Here is a 16,321-nt window from a genome sequence, read left to right as displayed (position 1 = left end):
CGTTTTTTAATGCAGAAAAACATGGATAATCGAACATAGTGAGCGCATAAATACCATTGAAGTGAAGTTAATAAAATTCGTTTTTACTGACTAATTAACAAGCGCTCCTTTCTTTAATACGTACTCGCTATACAAAAGGTAAGCTCCACTCACTACAACCTTTTCTCCAGGGGTAAGACCGGCAATAATTTCAGTGTCGTCAAAAGATTCAGTGCCCGTTTCGACAAATCGTGGTTCGAATTTCCCGCCACCACTAGCTATCCACACATGGCTTTGATTCTCTTCGCGGATGATTGCCTTGCTGGGCACCATTAGAACTTTGTTTTGTTCCCCCTTTGGTAACAAGATGGTGGCCGGCATACCAACTTGCAATAGATGACCTTTGTTTGATATTGAGCCTCGTAGTTGCATAATTTGGGTGTTGCTCTGATAATTTGGGGTAATAAACTGCACTTTCGTTGTCAGTAAATTATTTGGGTCACCGTTTGCAAGCACTTTCAATTCCTCTCCTTCCTTAATATATGCTGCTTCTCTTGGATAAATATCAGCTTCCACCCACATCGTGTCGTAGCCCTCTAAGCGGAGTATAGAGCTGCCTTCGTCTAGGTATTGGCCTTCGGTAACGAAGAGCTCCGCTACAATGCCACTGCTTGGCGCATAGAACGTTATATAAGGCGATGATTTCCCATCCTTAAGCAGGGAGGCTAATTGTGATTCAGTTTGTCCATATAATAGCAGCTTTTGTTTTGCAGCTTTAAAGATATCGGCGAATCGTTGATCGTTGGAAAACTCGATTGTTTGCTTATGGGTCATTAGGAATTCTTCTTGTAAAGCTAGCAGTTGCTCACTATATAATCGGAAAATTGCCTGACCTCGTTTAACGGGAATACCGGTTTCTTTAATGTATAAATCCTCAATCCTGCCTGCGTTTCGGCTGCTGATATAGTTTGTTTGTTCTGGATTAACGGTAAGCCTTCCACTTATAGCCGTGTAATTATTTAAACTACCGATACCAACAGCCATGGAGGTTATATTCGCTAGTGCTTGTTGATCAGCACTTAAAGTGAGAAATTTATCTTTATTGTTTTTATCAAATGGTACTAAATCCATTCCGCAAACGGGGCAGGTGCCAGGATGGTCCTGTACAATCTGCGGGTGCATGGGGCATGTAAAAGTAGCTTCGACTGCTGTTGTCTGTTGCCCCTTTTGCTTGTTGCATGCCACCCATAAGAGTGAAGGCATTGCTGATGTCAACAATAAGACCTGTATAAATTTTTTTCTATTCATATGTGAATGATTAGTCCTTGTTAATGGCCGCATAGATATCCATGAATACTACTCCTTTCGTCTTAATGTATTTATTCACCGTTGGATAACTCATTGCCAGGTGTTTTATTTGCTATAATAAAATCTTCGCTGTCTACTAAATAAGCACCGTGTTTGGCAATTTGCCAAGACGCGATATGTGTGAGTATCTGCACCTTTTCCTCCGTACGAACTCCAACTTCTACCGGGACAGGAAGGAATGTGTTTGCTTCTTGTTTAAAAATAATACTTTTGTTTCCCAAGGATACTACGGCCGTTTTAGGCAGCCAATAACCATGGTTTTCCGTAACGGCAATGGTTCCCGTTAGAAGTTGACCTACCGGGAATTTGCTGTTTTTTAAGTATATTCTTGCCACAGTAAAATTTTCGCCATTATTGAAAGTTGGCTGGATAAGACCAATAGTCGCTTGATATAATAGATCAGGGTTGTCTACACTTTTGAATAATATTTTTTTGCCTTTATTAACTTTGAGCGCCCAAAAAGGCGGAATAGCAAATTCAGCTAGCAGTTCATTGTTTTTATAAATGGTAAAAATAGCTTGTCCGGCGGTGACATATTGCCCTTCGCGCATCAGTAAGGAATTCGATGCCTGCTGCTGACCTGTATTGGTAGGAGCGCTGGGAGTAGGAGTGGATCCCATATTGGCCATGGCGCTTTCCTCCTTCGTTACAGAAGTCAGACTGCCCGCATTCGTAATGGGCACCGTTCCATTTTTTTCGACAATATAACCGCTGGCAGGACTGTAAATCGGCACGCGATAGGCTACCTGTTTGCTTTTAATGAGCTGCTGTATCTGCCCAAAAGTCATTCCTAGATACTGAAGCTTTTGAATAGCAGAAGATTGTAGTTTCTGTTCTTCCGATTTCTGCAATAACAAAAGCTCCCGTTGCGCGGCTACCAGTTCAGGAGAATATATTTCAAAGAGTAGCTGCCCTTTTTTAACTGGCTGAAAGTTATATTTCACATATATATGTTCCAGCCGACCAGCTACCCGGCTGCTGACAGCAGTATTATTTTTGCTGTCATAGTTCACTCGCCCTGTTATGTGTACCGGGAAAACTTTCATGCCCGCTTCTGCTTCCACCGTAGCTGCATGGGTCACTATTGCTTGATTAGTAGGCCTTGTCAGCTCACGGATACCCGAGTCTATTTGTGAATGGTCATGCGAAGCTGCGTGACCTGTTTCTCGTTGTGCTGACGAACAACCTAAAGTAAGCAAAAACAGGCCCAAACTGTATAAGTTAATTAAAGAGTTCCTTTTCATAGTTTGCAATCATTAAATACAGCTTTAGTTGCTCATCTAACAGGGTGTTTTTCATCATGTTCAGTGCTTCCCAGTCTGCCAGTACTACCGGAAGATCTTGTTTGTTTTCGCGATAGGACTGAAAGTTAGTTTCCATGGATCGTTCAAGTGCCGGGATTATCTTTTTCGCAATTCGATCAATTCGTTCCTTCATTGTTTTGATCTCTGCCTGCATGCCATATAACATCCCTTGGCTCTCCAACAACATGCTTTTTCGCTCTGCTTGCATCGCGTCAAGTTCAAATTGCATAGCCTTCGTTTCGTTCTTATACATTTTACTGCTCCAAGGTGCAATCGGTATGCTTATCATTCCCATTACACTATATGCGTTGGGCATCATTTTTCCTAAAGGGCTCATGTGATCAAAACGGATTTTGAAATCAGGTTTTCTTTCTTGTTTCATCGCATCAATCCCATACCGCATGGTTTGCATATCGGCATTCATCTTTTGTATGTCCTGTCGACGTGTCGCTAGTAGTAAGGTGTCGAGGAGAGCTACAGGCTCAAAAGTGGGAGTCGAGTTGGTATCAATTTTGAATTTGATATCTCCTGGAACGTTCATCAAGCTATTAAGCCAAGCCCTAGAACGTGCAATTTCTGCTTCTTGCATGCGCAACATATTCCGGTTCTCTTCCAGTTGCGCATCCGTTTTAAATACATTGCCCAATTGCGATTGGTTATATTCATAGCGTATCGCTTCCAGTTGTTTCATGCTTTGAATGATCTTCTCGTTATCGTTGAGCAACTGTATGCGTTTTTCGGCAATTAGCCACGTATAGTAGAGGCTTTTTGCTTGCGCTCTCAAATCGTTGAGATTGACTGCCCGTTTGGCTGTCTCTGAAGCGCCTTGTGAGGCAATATATCTACTATTTGCCTTTTGCTTGCTTGGATTAGGGATCTCCTGTTCAATGTTAAACATAATCGAACCTTTGTCACTATCTTCCATGATTTGCTGCCCGGGATAAGGTGTCATAAAGGTTCCTGCGCCTACCATAGGTGCCATCCATCCAGTTGATGCCTTGGCACGATAGGAAAAGCCCTTACTTCTTAAGTCGTAAGCTCTCAGTTTGATGTTCTGTTGCTCGATACGTGTTAAAATAGTGTCTAAAGACAATATTTCAGCTTGTGCCGTTTGCCCACGAGTTTTATTAATGAGAAAGCAAATTATCATACTTAACAGTATGACTCGCTTTTGGTATGTCGATATTTTAATGCTTCGCATCATAAATTTCCAATTTTCCATATTTGCGTAACTCGTATTCTTTGGTCATTAAAAATATGAGTGGTGTAACCAATAAAATATGTGTCGAAGAGGTAAGTACGCCGCCAATCATTGGTAGTACAATCGGTCGCATGACGTCCGTGCCCACCCCTGTTGCCCACAACACGGGTAAAAGTCCGAAAAGCGAAACGCATACTGTCATGATTTTCGGACGAAGTCGTTTTGCTGCACCCTGTATGACATATGTTCTTAAGTCCTTGTTTGTGATAGTATCACGGCTATTGCCTTTTTCTTTTACCAATTGTTGCATAGCATCATTGAGATAAATGACCATCACAATTCCCGTTTCTACAGCAATACCAAATAAAGCAATAAACCCCACAGCTACGGCCACAGAAAGATGAACTCCCCAGAAATAAATCATATAGGCGCCACCTATGAGGGCAAAAGGTATAGTTATTAGACTTAGAAAAGCCTCTCTTAAAGAGTGAAAAGCGAAATACAGAGCGAAAAAGATAATAATGAGTACAATTGGTGCAATCCATAATAATGTTTGCTGTCCGCGTATCAAATTCTCGTATTGTCCACTCCATTCCAAAAAGTATCCCGTTGGCAGAATACCTCCGGAAGCATTTAGTTTTTCAACAGCTTCTTTAACCGTGCTTCCTAAGTCGCGGTCGCGTACATTAAACATAACAGCTCCACGAAGTAAAGCATTATCAGAAGTAATCATCGGAGGGCCATTTTCGAAACGAAGATTGGCCACCGAACCTAACGGTACGTTGCCGAAAGAACTACTTTGCAAAGGCACTCTATTAAGTTGGGCTAAACTATTTCGATAATCTTGCGCCAATCGAATATTGATACTGAACCGCCTTCTCCCTTCGATGGTTTGGCCAATAGTTTCCCCGCCGATCACACTTTCTATCGTTTGATTTACATCGTCAACAGTGAGTCCGTAACGAGCTAAGGCATCACGTTTGATGTCAATGGTGAGGTATTTGCCGCCCGTCACCGGTTCCACATATAGATCCTGAATGCCCGAAGTGCCTTCCAGTGCGGCTTTAACTCGCTCGGAAACCGCTGCAATGGTGTCTAGGTTTTGTCCGAAAACTTTGATGCCGACATCCGTGCGGATCCCGGTGGACAGCATATTGATGCGGTTGATGATAGGTTGAGTCCAACCATTTACTACGCCGGGAATCTGCAATTTCTTGTCCAGTTCCTGAATTAGTCGATCTTTTGTCATCCCTTCGCGCCATTGGTCCTTTGGCTTTAGCATGATAATCGTTTCAATCATACTTATAGGTGCATTGTCCGTTGCTGTATTAGCCCTCCCTGCCTTACCGAGTACTTTGTCAACTTCGGGGATGCTTTTTATTATTTTATCTTGCACTTGGAGGAGACGTTTTGCTTCGCTGTTGCTGACATCGGGAAGTGTAACCGGCATGAAAAGAATACTCTGCTCGTCGAGCGGGGGCATAAACTCGGTACCTAATTTCTTCAAAAGAGGAATGGTAATTAGCAATGCTATCATATTAATGGCCAAGGTGGTCTTACGCCAAGTGAGTACTTTTTCTATGATCGGCTCGTATATTTTCTCCAGAAACCGGTTGACAGGGTTTGCCTGGTCGGGTTTGAACTTTCCCTTCATAAAGAAGGAAATCAAAACCGGCGCTAACGTGATAACCAATAAAGCATCTACCAACATGATGAAGGTTTTGGTGAAAGCTAAAGGATGGAAGAGTTTGCCTTCTTGCCCCGTAAGCATAAAGACGGGCAGGAATGAGGTAATGATGATGATAGTTGCAAAGAACACACCTCGACTGACTTGCTTGCTGCTTTTAGCGATAATTTCAATGCGTTTCTGCTCCGATATCCATTGCGGCGTACGTTTAAATAAATTTTTTATCCAGCTCATGTTATTATCTTTTCTTGTTTTTCATAGCGTATTCCTCTGCGAGGTGTTTGTAAGCATTTTCACTCATAATGATCCCATTGTCGACTATGACACCGATGGCTAAGGCAATGCCTGTCAAAGACATGATGTTAGAGGAGATATCGAAAGCATTCAACAGGATAAAGCTGATAGCTATAGTAATGGGGATTTGAATGATAATACTCAACGCACTTCGCCAATGAAATAAAAAGAGTATGACAACCAGTGAAACAACCGCCATTTCTTCAATAAGTGTATGCTTGATTGAATCTACCGATTCCTGAATTAATTCGCCACGATCATATATAATATCAAATTTTACACCCTCGGGTAACCCCTTAGCTACCTCTTTCATTTTTTCTTTTACACGTTCGGTCACAACAGCCGCGTTTTCACCATAGCGCATCACTACAATACCACCTACGCGCTCACCCTCTCCATCTTGATCAAATATGCCCAAACGCGCTTCGCCGGTCATTTGTACGACACCGACGTCTGATAAGTAAATGGCGTTACCTTGCTGGTTACCTATAGGTATACGTTCAATATCTTTTACAGACTGAAGGTATCCGTTGGTCTTGATTATATAACCGACGTCACTCATTTCAAATTTTCGTCCCCCGCTTTCGTTATTATTTGCCCTGATCGCATTAATCACTTGAGCAGCAGAGAGCTTATAATACAGAAGCTTATTAGGGTCGATTGTTACTTGATACTGCTTTTGAAATCCTCCGAAAGATGCAATTTCACTTACACCGGGAACATTCTGCAAGGCAAATTTTACATACCAATCCTGAATTGCACGTTGTTCCCCTAAGTCGATATTGGGGGCCTCTAAGGTGTACCAAAGCACATGTCCCACCCCCGTACCATCTGGGCCTAAACCGGGCGTAACACCGTCAGGAAGGGTATTGCCTACTGTGCTGAGCCGCTCCAGTACTCGCTCGCGTGCCCAATATATATCCACGTCGTCTTCAAAAATGACATAGATAAAACTCATGCCGAACATCGAACTTCCTCGAACGTATTTGATTTGTGGTAAGCCTTGAAGGTTAGTCACTAACGGATAGGTAATTTGATCCTCGATCAATTGAGGTGAGCGCCCCATCCATTCGGTGAACACTATTACTTGATTTTCAGATAAATCAGGGATGGCATCGATGGGGTTCTTCTTTACGGCAAAAACACCCCAAACAAATAGACCCAAGCTTAGAATTAATACAATAAAACGGTTGCGTAACGACCAGTCGATAATGCGATGGACCATGGCAATATAGTTATGAATTATAAATGATGAGTTATAAGGGAAAAATAGCCGTTTGCAGAACTAATGCCAACAGCTTATCGAATGGAAGGTTTAAATTAGGTATGTGCAATTCAGCCTATACAGCCTCGTATAAGCCTTATTGGGTGGGGCATGGCTAACGGGATGTCCTGTGATTACATTGATCACAGGTTTGTGCATCGAGACGTCATAAGCAGGCGCTGGTACAATCGCTTGAAAAAGTTTAAATTGTTTATAAACAACTTGAGAAGCTTGGTGTTTTTTCTCGAGTTTAACCTGCTTGTGTTCTTCTTTGCAGCAGTTTTTCTCGGAAGCTTGTTTGCTTTTATTCATGCCGCAAACACCGCATTTGCTCATATCCTTTTTCCATAAAGAAGTTTCCACATAACGATCCATGCAATAATGGCTGTATGTGCTGAAACCTGTGGCAATGCCGAGGTACACAAAGGTTAATATGAAAGCAAATAACTTTTTCACTTCTGCAAAGCTAAGAAAAAAAATATTGGATGTTTTATATTACGAAAGAATGGATTTATATAATTTTTTAAAACGCTTGGATACGAAGGCTGGAAACAGCGTACTTAAAATGATCTATTGATTTGGCAACCAATTCTTGTAAAAGAGTAATTGTGTGCTTTTTTGCTTTGTTTAAAGTATATTGCTGTCTATATTTACCTTTTTAAAAGCTTTTCGTATGATAAAATTAGGACTCCCTTTCTTTTTTATTGTTTTTTTTCTGTTCAATAGCGTTTTTGCGCAGCAGCATGAGGACTCGCTTTATATTCGGGCGCATTATACTAAAATTGAGCGTTATATTCCTATGAGAGATGGCGTTAAGCTGTTCACATCAATCTATATTCCAAAAGACACAACCAAAAAGTACCCTTTTTTGATTAATCGTACACCCTATACAGTTGCGCCTTATGGGGAAGATAATTACAAAAATACCTTAGGGCCAGATCCCTTGTTTATTAAAGAGGGTTTTATATTTGTTTATCAAGATGTAAGGGGAAAATGGATGAGCGAAGGCGTTTATGAGGATATCCGACCGCATATCAAAGAAAAGAAACAAAAGCATCAAATAGATGAAAGCAGTGATACCTTTGATACGATCGACTGGCTATTGAAGAATATTGACCATAACAACGGGAAAGCCGGCCTCTATGGAATTTCTTATCCTGGTTTTTATTCAACTGCGGCCTTACCTGGTGCACATCCGGCATTGAAGGCCGTTTCTCCACAAGCACCGGTAACTGATTGGTTTAGGGGAGACGATTTTCATCATAACGGCGCGTTGTTTCTGGCAGACGCCTTTAATTTCTACAGTAGTTTTGGTGTTCCAAGACCAAAACCGGTTACACCGGCGAATGCTCCACAGCGAGTTAAATTTAATATGAATGATAACTACGGTTTTTTTATGCAAATAGGTGCTCTGAAACATGTTAAAGAGCGTTATTTTGGAGATAGCATTCGATTCTGGAATGATCTTATGGAACATGGAACGCTGGATACATTTTGGCAAGCACGCGAGATTGTTAACCACTTAGACAATATCAAGCCAGCGGTTATGGTTGTAGGCGGTTTTTTTGATGCGGAGGATACATATGGTGCCCTTCATACCTATAAAGCGATCGAAAAACGCAGTCCGAAGGCAAATAACCGGCTCGTCATGGGGCCTTGGTTTCATGGAGGTTGGGTGCGGTCCAAAGGTGACTTTTTCGGCGATATCCATTTTGGACAGGAAACTAGTACTTGGTACCAAAAGAATTTGGAATTACCCTTTTTTACTTATTATTTGAAGGGAGTAGGTTCGTTTGATGCAGCAGAAGCAACTGTTTTTGTGACAGGAACTAATAAATGGAAACATTTTAATACTTGGCCTCCGAAAGAAAGTACCAATAGAGAACTTTATCTGCAATCTAACGGTAAATTAAGTTTCCATAAACCAACAGAGCAGCATAGTTTTGACGAGTATGTAAGTGATCCCAATGCTCCGGTTCCTTATCAGGACGGAGTTAACCAATCAAGGAGTAGAGAATACATGATCGACGACCAGCGTTTTGCTTCCAAAAGGCCTGATGTCATGGTTTATCAAAGCGATATTTTGACCGAAGACATCACGTTGGTAGGCCCTTTAATGGCGAAATTAAAAGTCTCTACCTCCGGAACCGATGCAGATTACGTGGTGAAATTAATCGATGTTTATCCGGATGATACGCCAAATTTGGAACCTAATCCGAAAGGAACCTTACTAGGTGGTTATCAAATGCTAGTTAGGGGCGAAGTTCTGAGAGGAAAATTCCGTAATAGTTTTGAGAAGCCCGAACCTTTTATACCGGGAGCGGTTACGGCGGTCAACTATACGCTGCCTGATGTGGCACATACATTTAAAAAAGGGCATCGTATCATGATCCAAATCCAAAACTCGTGGTTTCCTTTGGTCGATCGTAATCCGCAGAAATTTATAGATATTTATAAAGAGGCAGAGAACAAGGATTTTCAGAAAGCCACTCATCGGATTTATCATGACGAAAAGCATCCTTCCAGTATTACAGTCGGTGTATTATAAGAAAAAGAGGGTCTCCTACCATTTGCTTGAAACAAATATAGGAGACACCTACTTCAGTTTTTATTCTGTAAGCTGTTTTGCGAAATTCTTATTTCTGTTTCGGCTATCAAATTGCTCTGCTAAATCGCTAGCCTGTTGATAGTAATACTGAAGCAAGTCGTTCACTAAATAATGTTGTTTTTCGTTGTATAGAGGATGCTCAACAGGAAGCTCGATGGGGGCGGTTTGGTCGGAGGAGAGTTGTTTTAAGCCTTCTGTCATATACTTTGCAAAAAAGAAAGTACGGTTTCTGTCGCTTTCTAAACTCCATGGTAGATATTTTTCTACATATTGCCATGCCAGCGATTCATCTACATGGAACAGGTAGGTAATAAGTTGGCCGGTAGGTCGTACTAAACTGGTATCGCTGATTGATACTAAAGATTCTTCCGCCAATTTAAATTGTTCCAAGGCAATCTCTTTTGCACCGTATTTTATGCCGTAATAAGCCAAACTGCAATGGGTGACAAGTGGCACATGTGCGCAGGAATACTGCTTTGCCAATAGAGGTTGCGCCTTATCGTAAGCTGCCCTAAAATCGCCTACATTTAACAGTGCTAACACTTCGGTATCCATTTCACAGGCTTGACAATCACTTAAGTTATCCCGCGGGACGCTATTTACTAAATCGAGGTAGTAACGTGTTCGCTCTACATCCTTCTGGTCTAAAGCTTCGTGCAATTGTTTAGTATAATATGCTCTCAACCCGTAACCTTCTGCTTCTATACGTCTTTTGAAATCAGCAAGTATTTGCTCTGTTTGTTCGAGACTGACGTCGGGGTTAGAATACACTTCGTCAATAATCCATTTATATTTCCAAAGGAGTTCTTCTGCATCGAATAAATCCGGATTATGATCATAAGCATCTAACAGCCATGTAAAAGTGGGAATAAAGTGTTGCCGATCAGCTAGTCCCCATTCTGCATCTAACAAGTCGATTCTCAGTTCGAAAGCCCATTCCACGTCGTCGTTTTGATCGGCTAAACGGATTGCCTGTAAATAATGTTTAATCCGATCTTTGGAATGTGGAGGGAGTTCCTCCGCTAAATTTAGTAACTTTTGTATCTGTAACGTGTAACGCATTTCTGTCAATTAAATGTTTATAAAATTATCAATCCCCATAATCAGCATATTATGAAGTCCTTCATTGAAAAGATTCATTTCTTTATCACTTACCGGATATTTGCCTAAAAGAAGTGATTGGACATATAAAATATGAACAATCGAATTAACTACATACGAATCTTTAATCGGAAACACAGCCTGAATCAAGCTATTGTCGGCATTGAAACATAATTGTGGTTTTGTTTCATTCGTCCGTGTAAATGCTCCTAATGTGGCTGCCAGGGGATTGTTTGCAGATGCTTTGATATGGCTGCTTTTTCCTGTATGGTTCACATTCGAGGCGATGTAGATTGCCGGAATATCGGTTGGTTGAAAACGTTTAACGGTGACTTCACAATTTAGAGTCTCTAGAATTTTCCGCGCTTTTTCGGTGAAGTTCATATAGGCGTTTGCTGACACCTCGTCCAAATCCCGGAAACTCTTCAACAAATGAACAGGAGAGATCTCTTCAATGGACAAAGCGCTGTCCAATCGTTGCATTTTTTTTAATAATTCTTCTTCAAATGTATAAGCCGCGTTGAGGACCATCAATCCCTGCGGCTCGGCAATTCGTCTTAATTGCTTAAAATCGTCAATATTGGCCGTGTAGTAAATGTTTTTCTGGTAGGTTCTAATGCTTTTAAAACTTCTTATCCCTTTGCTGGTTTCAAAAGGTAAATCATCCATGAATGCTTTCAGTAAATCGACGTCTTCTGCCGCAATCGCTTTTAAGTGAAGGTAATGCGTGCTGATCAGCTTATGATAGATAGCAGGATCAACCACCCCGATCGTTTTTAGATAGGATTTAATACCTTCTGCAATTTCCTTCTGTGTCGCCTTCAGTTCGCCGTTCACCATAAGAGACTCTCGTGATGCAGTGGCACTTAATCCATCGGTATTAATAATACAGCGGATGAAGAATGCCCATTTCGGAAGCAGTCTACAGTCATCCTCGCTCAAAAACATACGTTTTAGGTATAATTTGTGTTGCTGCTTACCGCTGAATTGTGTTTTGTATGGCAGCACGTAAGCGACGGCCTTTAATTTTCCACTTGGAGCATCTATGCGAAAGGCATCGATAAAATTAGTATGAAAAGTGCTTTTACCCAACTCAAGTAGCTCGTCTTTCGTGTAATCATCGTTTAACCACTTTCCTGTATGCTCATTAATTAAAATAGCCTCATGGCCATTCCTAAGTGTAATCGGTATGGGGAGTAGATCTCCATAAAAACGAAGATTCTTTTCAAAGGCCGAAGTTGTAAATAGATGTGCCCATTCTTTTTTTGCCTGTAGAATGATACGCGTACCAATCGGTCGTTCTTCTGTAATCCTTTCCAATTGATAGGTTCCATCGGCTTTGCCTGTCCATCGAAGCACTTTGTCTGCCAACGCTGACCGCGTCTCTAATATAATTTCGTTGCTGACAACAAAGCAGGACAACAGACCTATACCGAATTTACCGATAAAATCATTCGCTTCAAATGCTTCTCGCTTGGAGCTTTCACCGATAACTGCAATGAATTTATGGATTTCATCCTCTTTCAGACCAATGCCATTATCTTCAAATATTGCTTCATTGCGCTTTTCGTTCAGGTGAACCTGTATACTGCCAATATGTTGTTCGTCCAAAGTTTTGATCGCCGTAATGGCGTCTACACCATTCTGTAAAAGTTCGCGAACAAAGGTATTGGGGTTGCTATATAGGTGTTCAGACAATAGGGAAATCATTCCCTTTAAATTCACTTGGAATAAATATGATTGTTGTTTATCCTTCATTTGACATCATCTTCTATTACCACCCACAATTTTGATGGCGCGTTCATGTCCCTTTTCTGCTGCTTGCTCAAACCAATACATCGCATTATCTTCATTTTCTTCTAGGCCGTCACCCATCAAGTAGCAATTGCCTAATTCATATTGTGCAGCAGCATACTGCTGCTCTGCTGCTTTTTGTAACCATTCAATACCTTCTTCCTTATTCATGGCTACACCTTTCCCTTTCAGCAAAAGCTTTCCTAATAGATATTGAGAAGGAACATTACCCTGTTGTGCCGCATTAAAAAACCATTTGTATGCTTCTTCCGGTTGTTCACTTACTCCATTACCATTTAAGTAACAATTTCCCAATCGGTACATGGCACCAATGACGTTCTTGTTCGCTGCCATCTCGTAATACTTGAAAGCTTCGCTCATACTATAATCGATGCCTATACCGTACTCATAACAAACGCCTAATCCTTCTGCTATTACATCCTGTTCGGAAGCTTTTTCATAGAATGCAAAAGCTCTATCCGCTTCATTTAGATTATCATAATCCCATAAATAATAATCTCCGAGTTCTACATAGGCATATGGATAACCCGCATCTGCCGCTTTGTTAAGCCACATAATTGCTTGTTCAGAATTGATAGGAACCTGTTCGCCCAAGCTGCCATGCATATAATATACCCCCACTTTATATTGCGCGAAAGCGTAGCCTTGTTCGGCAGCTTTTATCATAAGGTTTAAGACCTTCTCAGCATCGAAATTTACACCATATTCATATTCGTAACAAAGCGCTAATTCTACCAACCCACGGGGATAACCGGCATCGGCTGCCTGTTGATAATAATACAGTGCTTGATCGGGGTTTTCTTCTACGCCGAGACCATAACGATAGCAGCGACCGGTTTCATAAATGCAATTGACTTCCTGAAGCTCAGCCCCCTTTTGAAACCAATAGAAGGCTTGTTCGGGAGCTTTTTCTCCATCATTATAGCCATTTTGTAGATATTGGCCGTAACAGTACATCGCGTAAGCACTATTCCCTTCGGCTGCTTTGCCAAATAGTTCAAAAGCTTTTTTATAATCTTGAGCTAAGGTACCATCTTCATACATGAACGCCAATTCTGTTATTGAAAAGGGGATGTTTTGCTCGACTCCCTTTTCAAAGTAAGCCTTTGCTTTTTCTATATTTATTTCTCCGGCTATACCATAACGATACATGCGTCCCGCGTTACTATAACCGTATGGATGGTCTTTTTCGACGGCCTTTTCATACATATCTAAAGCTGTTATAGCGTCTTTTTCACCGTCCGGGCCGGCACCGATTTCATAAAGATAGCCTAATCGTACGTAAGCATAAGGAGCATCTTTTTCTTTAGCGGCTTTTTGAAAAAGCTCAAAGGCCATTTTTTCATCCCGCTCAATTATTCGACCTTCTGTATAAATCTCTGCTTTCTCAATAAGTGCATCTAGCGACCCTCCTTCTATGGCTTCTTCTAGCAGACGAAAGCCAATAGCCTTCTCTTCCCAACCTTCAACATAAAGCCTGATAAGAGCTAAACGGTAAGCAGCGTAAGCATTGTTGTACAAATATCCAAGAGAAAACCAACGAACGGTTTCAGTATAGGCTTCTTGGGTATAAACTTCCGGAAAGGTGTTGACGCCAAGATAATTCATCGCTTCTATAGAACCTAGGCTGGCTGCTTCTTTCCAGAGCTTCATGGATGCTTCTTTATGCGTATTGTCTAGCATGTGTTTTATAAAGGCGACTCTAGTTAATGAAAACGCAGAATAATCGCTCTTATATGATTGTTCAAAAACCGATAGCGCTTCTTCCGGCTTCCCAATCGCCTCTAAGTAACTACCTTCTAAAATCAATGCATTCTTTTTTATCTTTTTGTCACTGCTGCTTTTTAATTGCTCAATAACAGCAGGCAGAAATTCAAACTGCTTCTCGTTCAGTTGGATATAGGCTTGATAAAGTACACTCCAGTCACCACTATCTTCACGGAAGAGCTGACTGGCTCTTTCTTTGTCTTTTTCTGTATTGATTCCATAGTAATAAAAATAAGCTGCAACCGCTTTGGCCACGGGAACATTTGTTTCAATAGCTAAGTTGAGATAATAATGGAATTTAGCATTGTTACGATACATACGACGGGTCTCATTGTATTGGAAAGCAATTTGCGCATAAACCTCTGTATGATGGATAGCGAGTGCACTTAAAATCGCCAATATCTTATCCCAATAAAATGCGTAGTCCATCTCGTCTAACTCATATGAGGCTTTAAAGTCCAAACCTTCTGAAAAGAGCTCTTCATATAAGTCAACGACTTCCTGTTTTTGTTGGGGTAAATTATGGACAGCTATTTCCAAGGTGGCCAGTCCTTCAAACCAGGTTTTTTGATGGTGTAGTGACGAACGATCATAAACTTTTGGATTGAGCGAGTTTTGGCTGATGTTATTTAGAATAGTTGAATATTGCTGTTCTAATGTCATATTATGAATGAAATTAATTTAAATAGGTGTTGCGAATATGCTAATAATTAGCGTAAGGAAACTGGATTTATTGTTTATTTTGACTTAAAAAAAGCAAAAATCCCTGATTTCAGGGGTGCTATTAATTTGGGTCGTTATTACTTATCATTAGTGTCAAAACACGGGTGTCCAGTATCAAAACAATTGTCTAAGTAGCAACGTAATACTTCAAATCTATAACTTAAAACTTAATGCTAATAAATAGCCTAGATCTTGCTTGCAGAAACAGGGGCCCATTGACGCCGGTTGTTGATAACAAACAGTAGATTAAATTTTTTTAATTTAGAGGGTGATATATTGATTTTTTTATACACATCCCAATAAAAACGAAGAATATGGAAATATCAGAGGCGTGTGAAGAGCACGTAATTTTTTCAAAGGATTTGTTTACAACATTCTACCGTGAGACTTTTCCCTCGGTTGCTAAGTACATCAGTAAAAAAGGTGGAACATTGGAGCAGGCAAAAGATATATTTCAGGATGCGCTCGTAATATACTATGAGCAAATCGTATGTAATAGACACCTTATCAAAACTACCGCTCCAGCCTATATTTTCGGTGTTGTTAAACATCTTTGGAACCATCAATATAAGCTTGGACTTAACCATGAACCACTATCGGCTGATGTAGAAATGATGGATGAAGATACAAATAGACAAATGTCTGATGAACGTTTGCTGGCCTTGCTGACAAAAGTCGGAAACCGTTGTCTAAATTTGCTAAAAACTTTCTACTATGATAAAATCTCCATGGGAAAATTAGCCAAACAATTTGGCTTTAGCAGCGAACGTTCGGCAACTGTCCAGAAATTCAAATGTCTGGAAAAAGTTAGAGCTTTCATTAAAGAAAAATCGCTACACTATGAAGACTTCCTTGAATAATGTGTATTTACTCGATGCTTATTCACATAATGAGCTGGATACAGAAGCACGGTTGCTATTGGACGCGCGACTAATAATAGATTCAGCGCTAAAAGATGATTTCTTTTGGCAAGAGAAAACGTATAAGCTTATAAAAAAATATGGGCAACAGGAATTGCGTAAACAACTAAAAACGGTAGAGCACGATTTTTTTCATAATCCTAAACATAAAACCTTAATTCAGCGGATTAAACGCTATTTCCAATAGGTTGATAGGGGTTGGCCGGATTGAAAAACAGGAGAGAAAGAATTAGCCCATATGGAGGACGTTCTGCCGATTGCTAATTACACAACTAAAGACTAATAACAGA

Annotated in this window: 12 protein-coding genes; 3 read left to right on the top strand and 9 right to left on the bottom strand. The window is 40.7% G+C overall.

Annotation, left to right across the window (positions count from 1 at the left end; translation table 11 throughout):
- Positions 1–90 precede the first annotated feature (90 nt).
- The 6 genes from E0E36_RS21020 to E0E36_RS20995 all read right to left on the bottom strand — a co-directional run bounded on the left by E0E36_RS21020 (position 91) and on the right by E0E36_RS20995 (position 7,553).
- A complete protein-coding gene (locus E0E36_RS21020; RefSeq protein WP_013666070.1) occupies positions 91–1,287 on the bottom strand; it encodes an efflux RND transporter periplasmic adaptor subunit in 1,197 nt (398 codons plus the stop codon).
- A gap of 71 nt (positions 1,288–1,358) precedes the next feature.
- Positions 1,359–2,591, bottom strand: a complete 1,233-nt coding sequence (locus E0E36_RS21015) for an efflux RND transporter periplasmic adaptor subunit (protein ID WP_130857621.1) — start codon at positions 2,589–2,591, stop codon at positions 1,359–1,361.
- Complete coding sequence (locus E0E36_RS21010; RefSeq protein ID WP_242627355.1) at positions 2,569–3,801, bottom strand: TolC family protein; 1,233 nt, start codon at positions 3,799–3,801, stop codon at positions 2,569–2,571. The genes E0E36_RS21015 and E0E36_RS21010 overlap by 23 nt, the downstream gene beginning before the upstream one ends.
- Before the next feature lie 37 nt (positions 3,802–3,838).
- Positions 3,839–5,773 carry an efflux RND transporter permease subunit gene (locus E0E36_RS28225; RefSeq protein ID WP_130857619.1) on the bottom strand — a complete coding sequence of 645 codons (1,935 nt, stop codon included), beginning with the start codon at positions 5,771–5,773 and terminating at the stop codon, positions 3,839–3,841.
- A 4-nt stretch (positions 5,774–5,777) separates the two neighbouring features.
- Positions 5,778–7,058 carry an efflux RND transporter permease subunit gene (locus E0E36_RS28220; protein WP_013666074.1) on the bottom strand — a complete coding sequence of 427 codons (1,281 nt, stop codon included), beginning with the start codon at positions 7,056–7,058 and terminating at the stop codon, positions 5,778–5,780.
- A 90-nt stretch (positions 7,059–7,148) separates the two neighbouring features.
- A complete protein-coding gene (locus E0E36_RS20995; protein ID WP_013666075.1) occupies positions 7,149–7,553 on the bottom strand; it encodes an HYC_CC_PP family protein in 405 nt (134 codons plus the stop codon).
- 217 nt (positions 7,554–7,770) lie between these two features.
- Between E0E36_RS20995 and E0E36_RS20990 the strand changes: the two genes are divergently transcribed.
- The gene (locus tag E0E36_RS20990) at positions 7,771–9,645 is read left to right on the top strand and encodes a CocE/NonD family hydrolase (RefSeq protein WP_130857618.1); all 1,875 of its coding nucleotides are present in this window, start codon (positions 7,771–7,773) and stop codon (positions 9,643–9,645) included.
- A 60-nt stretch (positions 9,646–9,705) separates the two neighbouring features.
- Here E0E36_RS20990 and E0E36_RS20985 read toward each other — a convergent pair whose 3' ends face one another.
- The 3 genes from E0E36_RS20985 to E0E36_RS20975 are packed head-to-tail and all read right to left on the bottom strand — an operon-like array spanning position 9,706 to position 15,051.
- Positions 9,706–10,767, bottom strand: coding sequence for a hypothetical protein (locus E0E36_RS20985; RefSeq protein WP_130857617.1), 1,062 nt, complete (start codon positions 10,765–10,767; stop codon positions 9,706–9,708).
- Between the two features lie 9 nt (positions 10,768–10,776).
- Entirely contained in the window at positions 10,777–12,564 is a 1,788-nt protein-coding gene (locus E0E36_RS20980; protein ID WP_130857616.1) for an HSP90 family protein, read from the bottom strand.
- 6 nt (positions 12,565–12,570) lie between these two features.
- Positions 12,571–15,051: an SEL1-like repeat protein gene (locus E0E36_RS20975; RefSeq protein ID WP_130857615.1), complete on the bottom strand. Its 2,481-nt coding sequence runs from the start codon at positions 15,049–15,051 to the stop codon at positions 12,571–12,573.
- A 374-nt stretch (positions 15,052–15,425) separates the two neighbouring features.
- Between E0E36_RS20975 and E0E36_RS20970 the strand changes: the two genes are divergently transcribed.
- Together E0E36_RS20970 and E0E36_RS20965 are read left to right on the top strand one after the other, a co-directional pair.
- Positions 15,426–15,971: an RNA polymerase sigma factor gene (locus tag E0E36_RS20970; protein ID WP_013666080.1), complete on the top strand. Its 546-nt coding sequence runs from the start codon at positions 15,426–15,428 to the stop codon at positions 15,969–15,971.
- The gene (locus E0E36_RS20965) at positions 15,952–16,218 is read left to right on the top strand and encodes a hypothetical protein (protein WP_013666081.1); all 267 of its coding nucleotides are present in this window, start codon (positions 15,952–15,954) and stop codon (positions 16,216–16,218) included. Before E0E36_RS20970 ends, E0E36_RS20965 begins: the two co-directional genes overlap by 20 nt.
- Positions 16,219–16,321 lie beyond the last annotated feature (103 nt).

Origin of the sequence: Olivibacter jilunii (assembly GCF_900607235.1) — a bacterium.
Taxonomy (GTDB): domain Bacteria; phylum Bacteroidota; class Bacteroidia; order Sphingobacteriales; family Sphingobacteriaceae; genus Olivibacter; species Olivibacter oleidegradans.
Note: the sequence above shows the minus strand (reverse complement) of the source record. Positions and strands in the feature narration are given on the sequence as shown.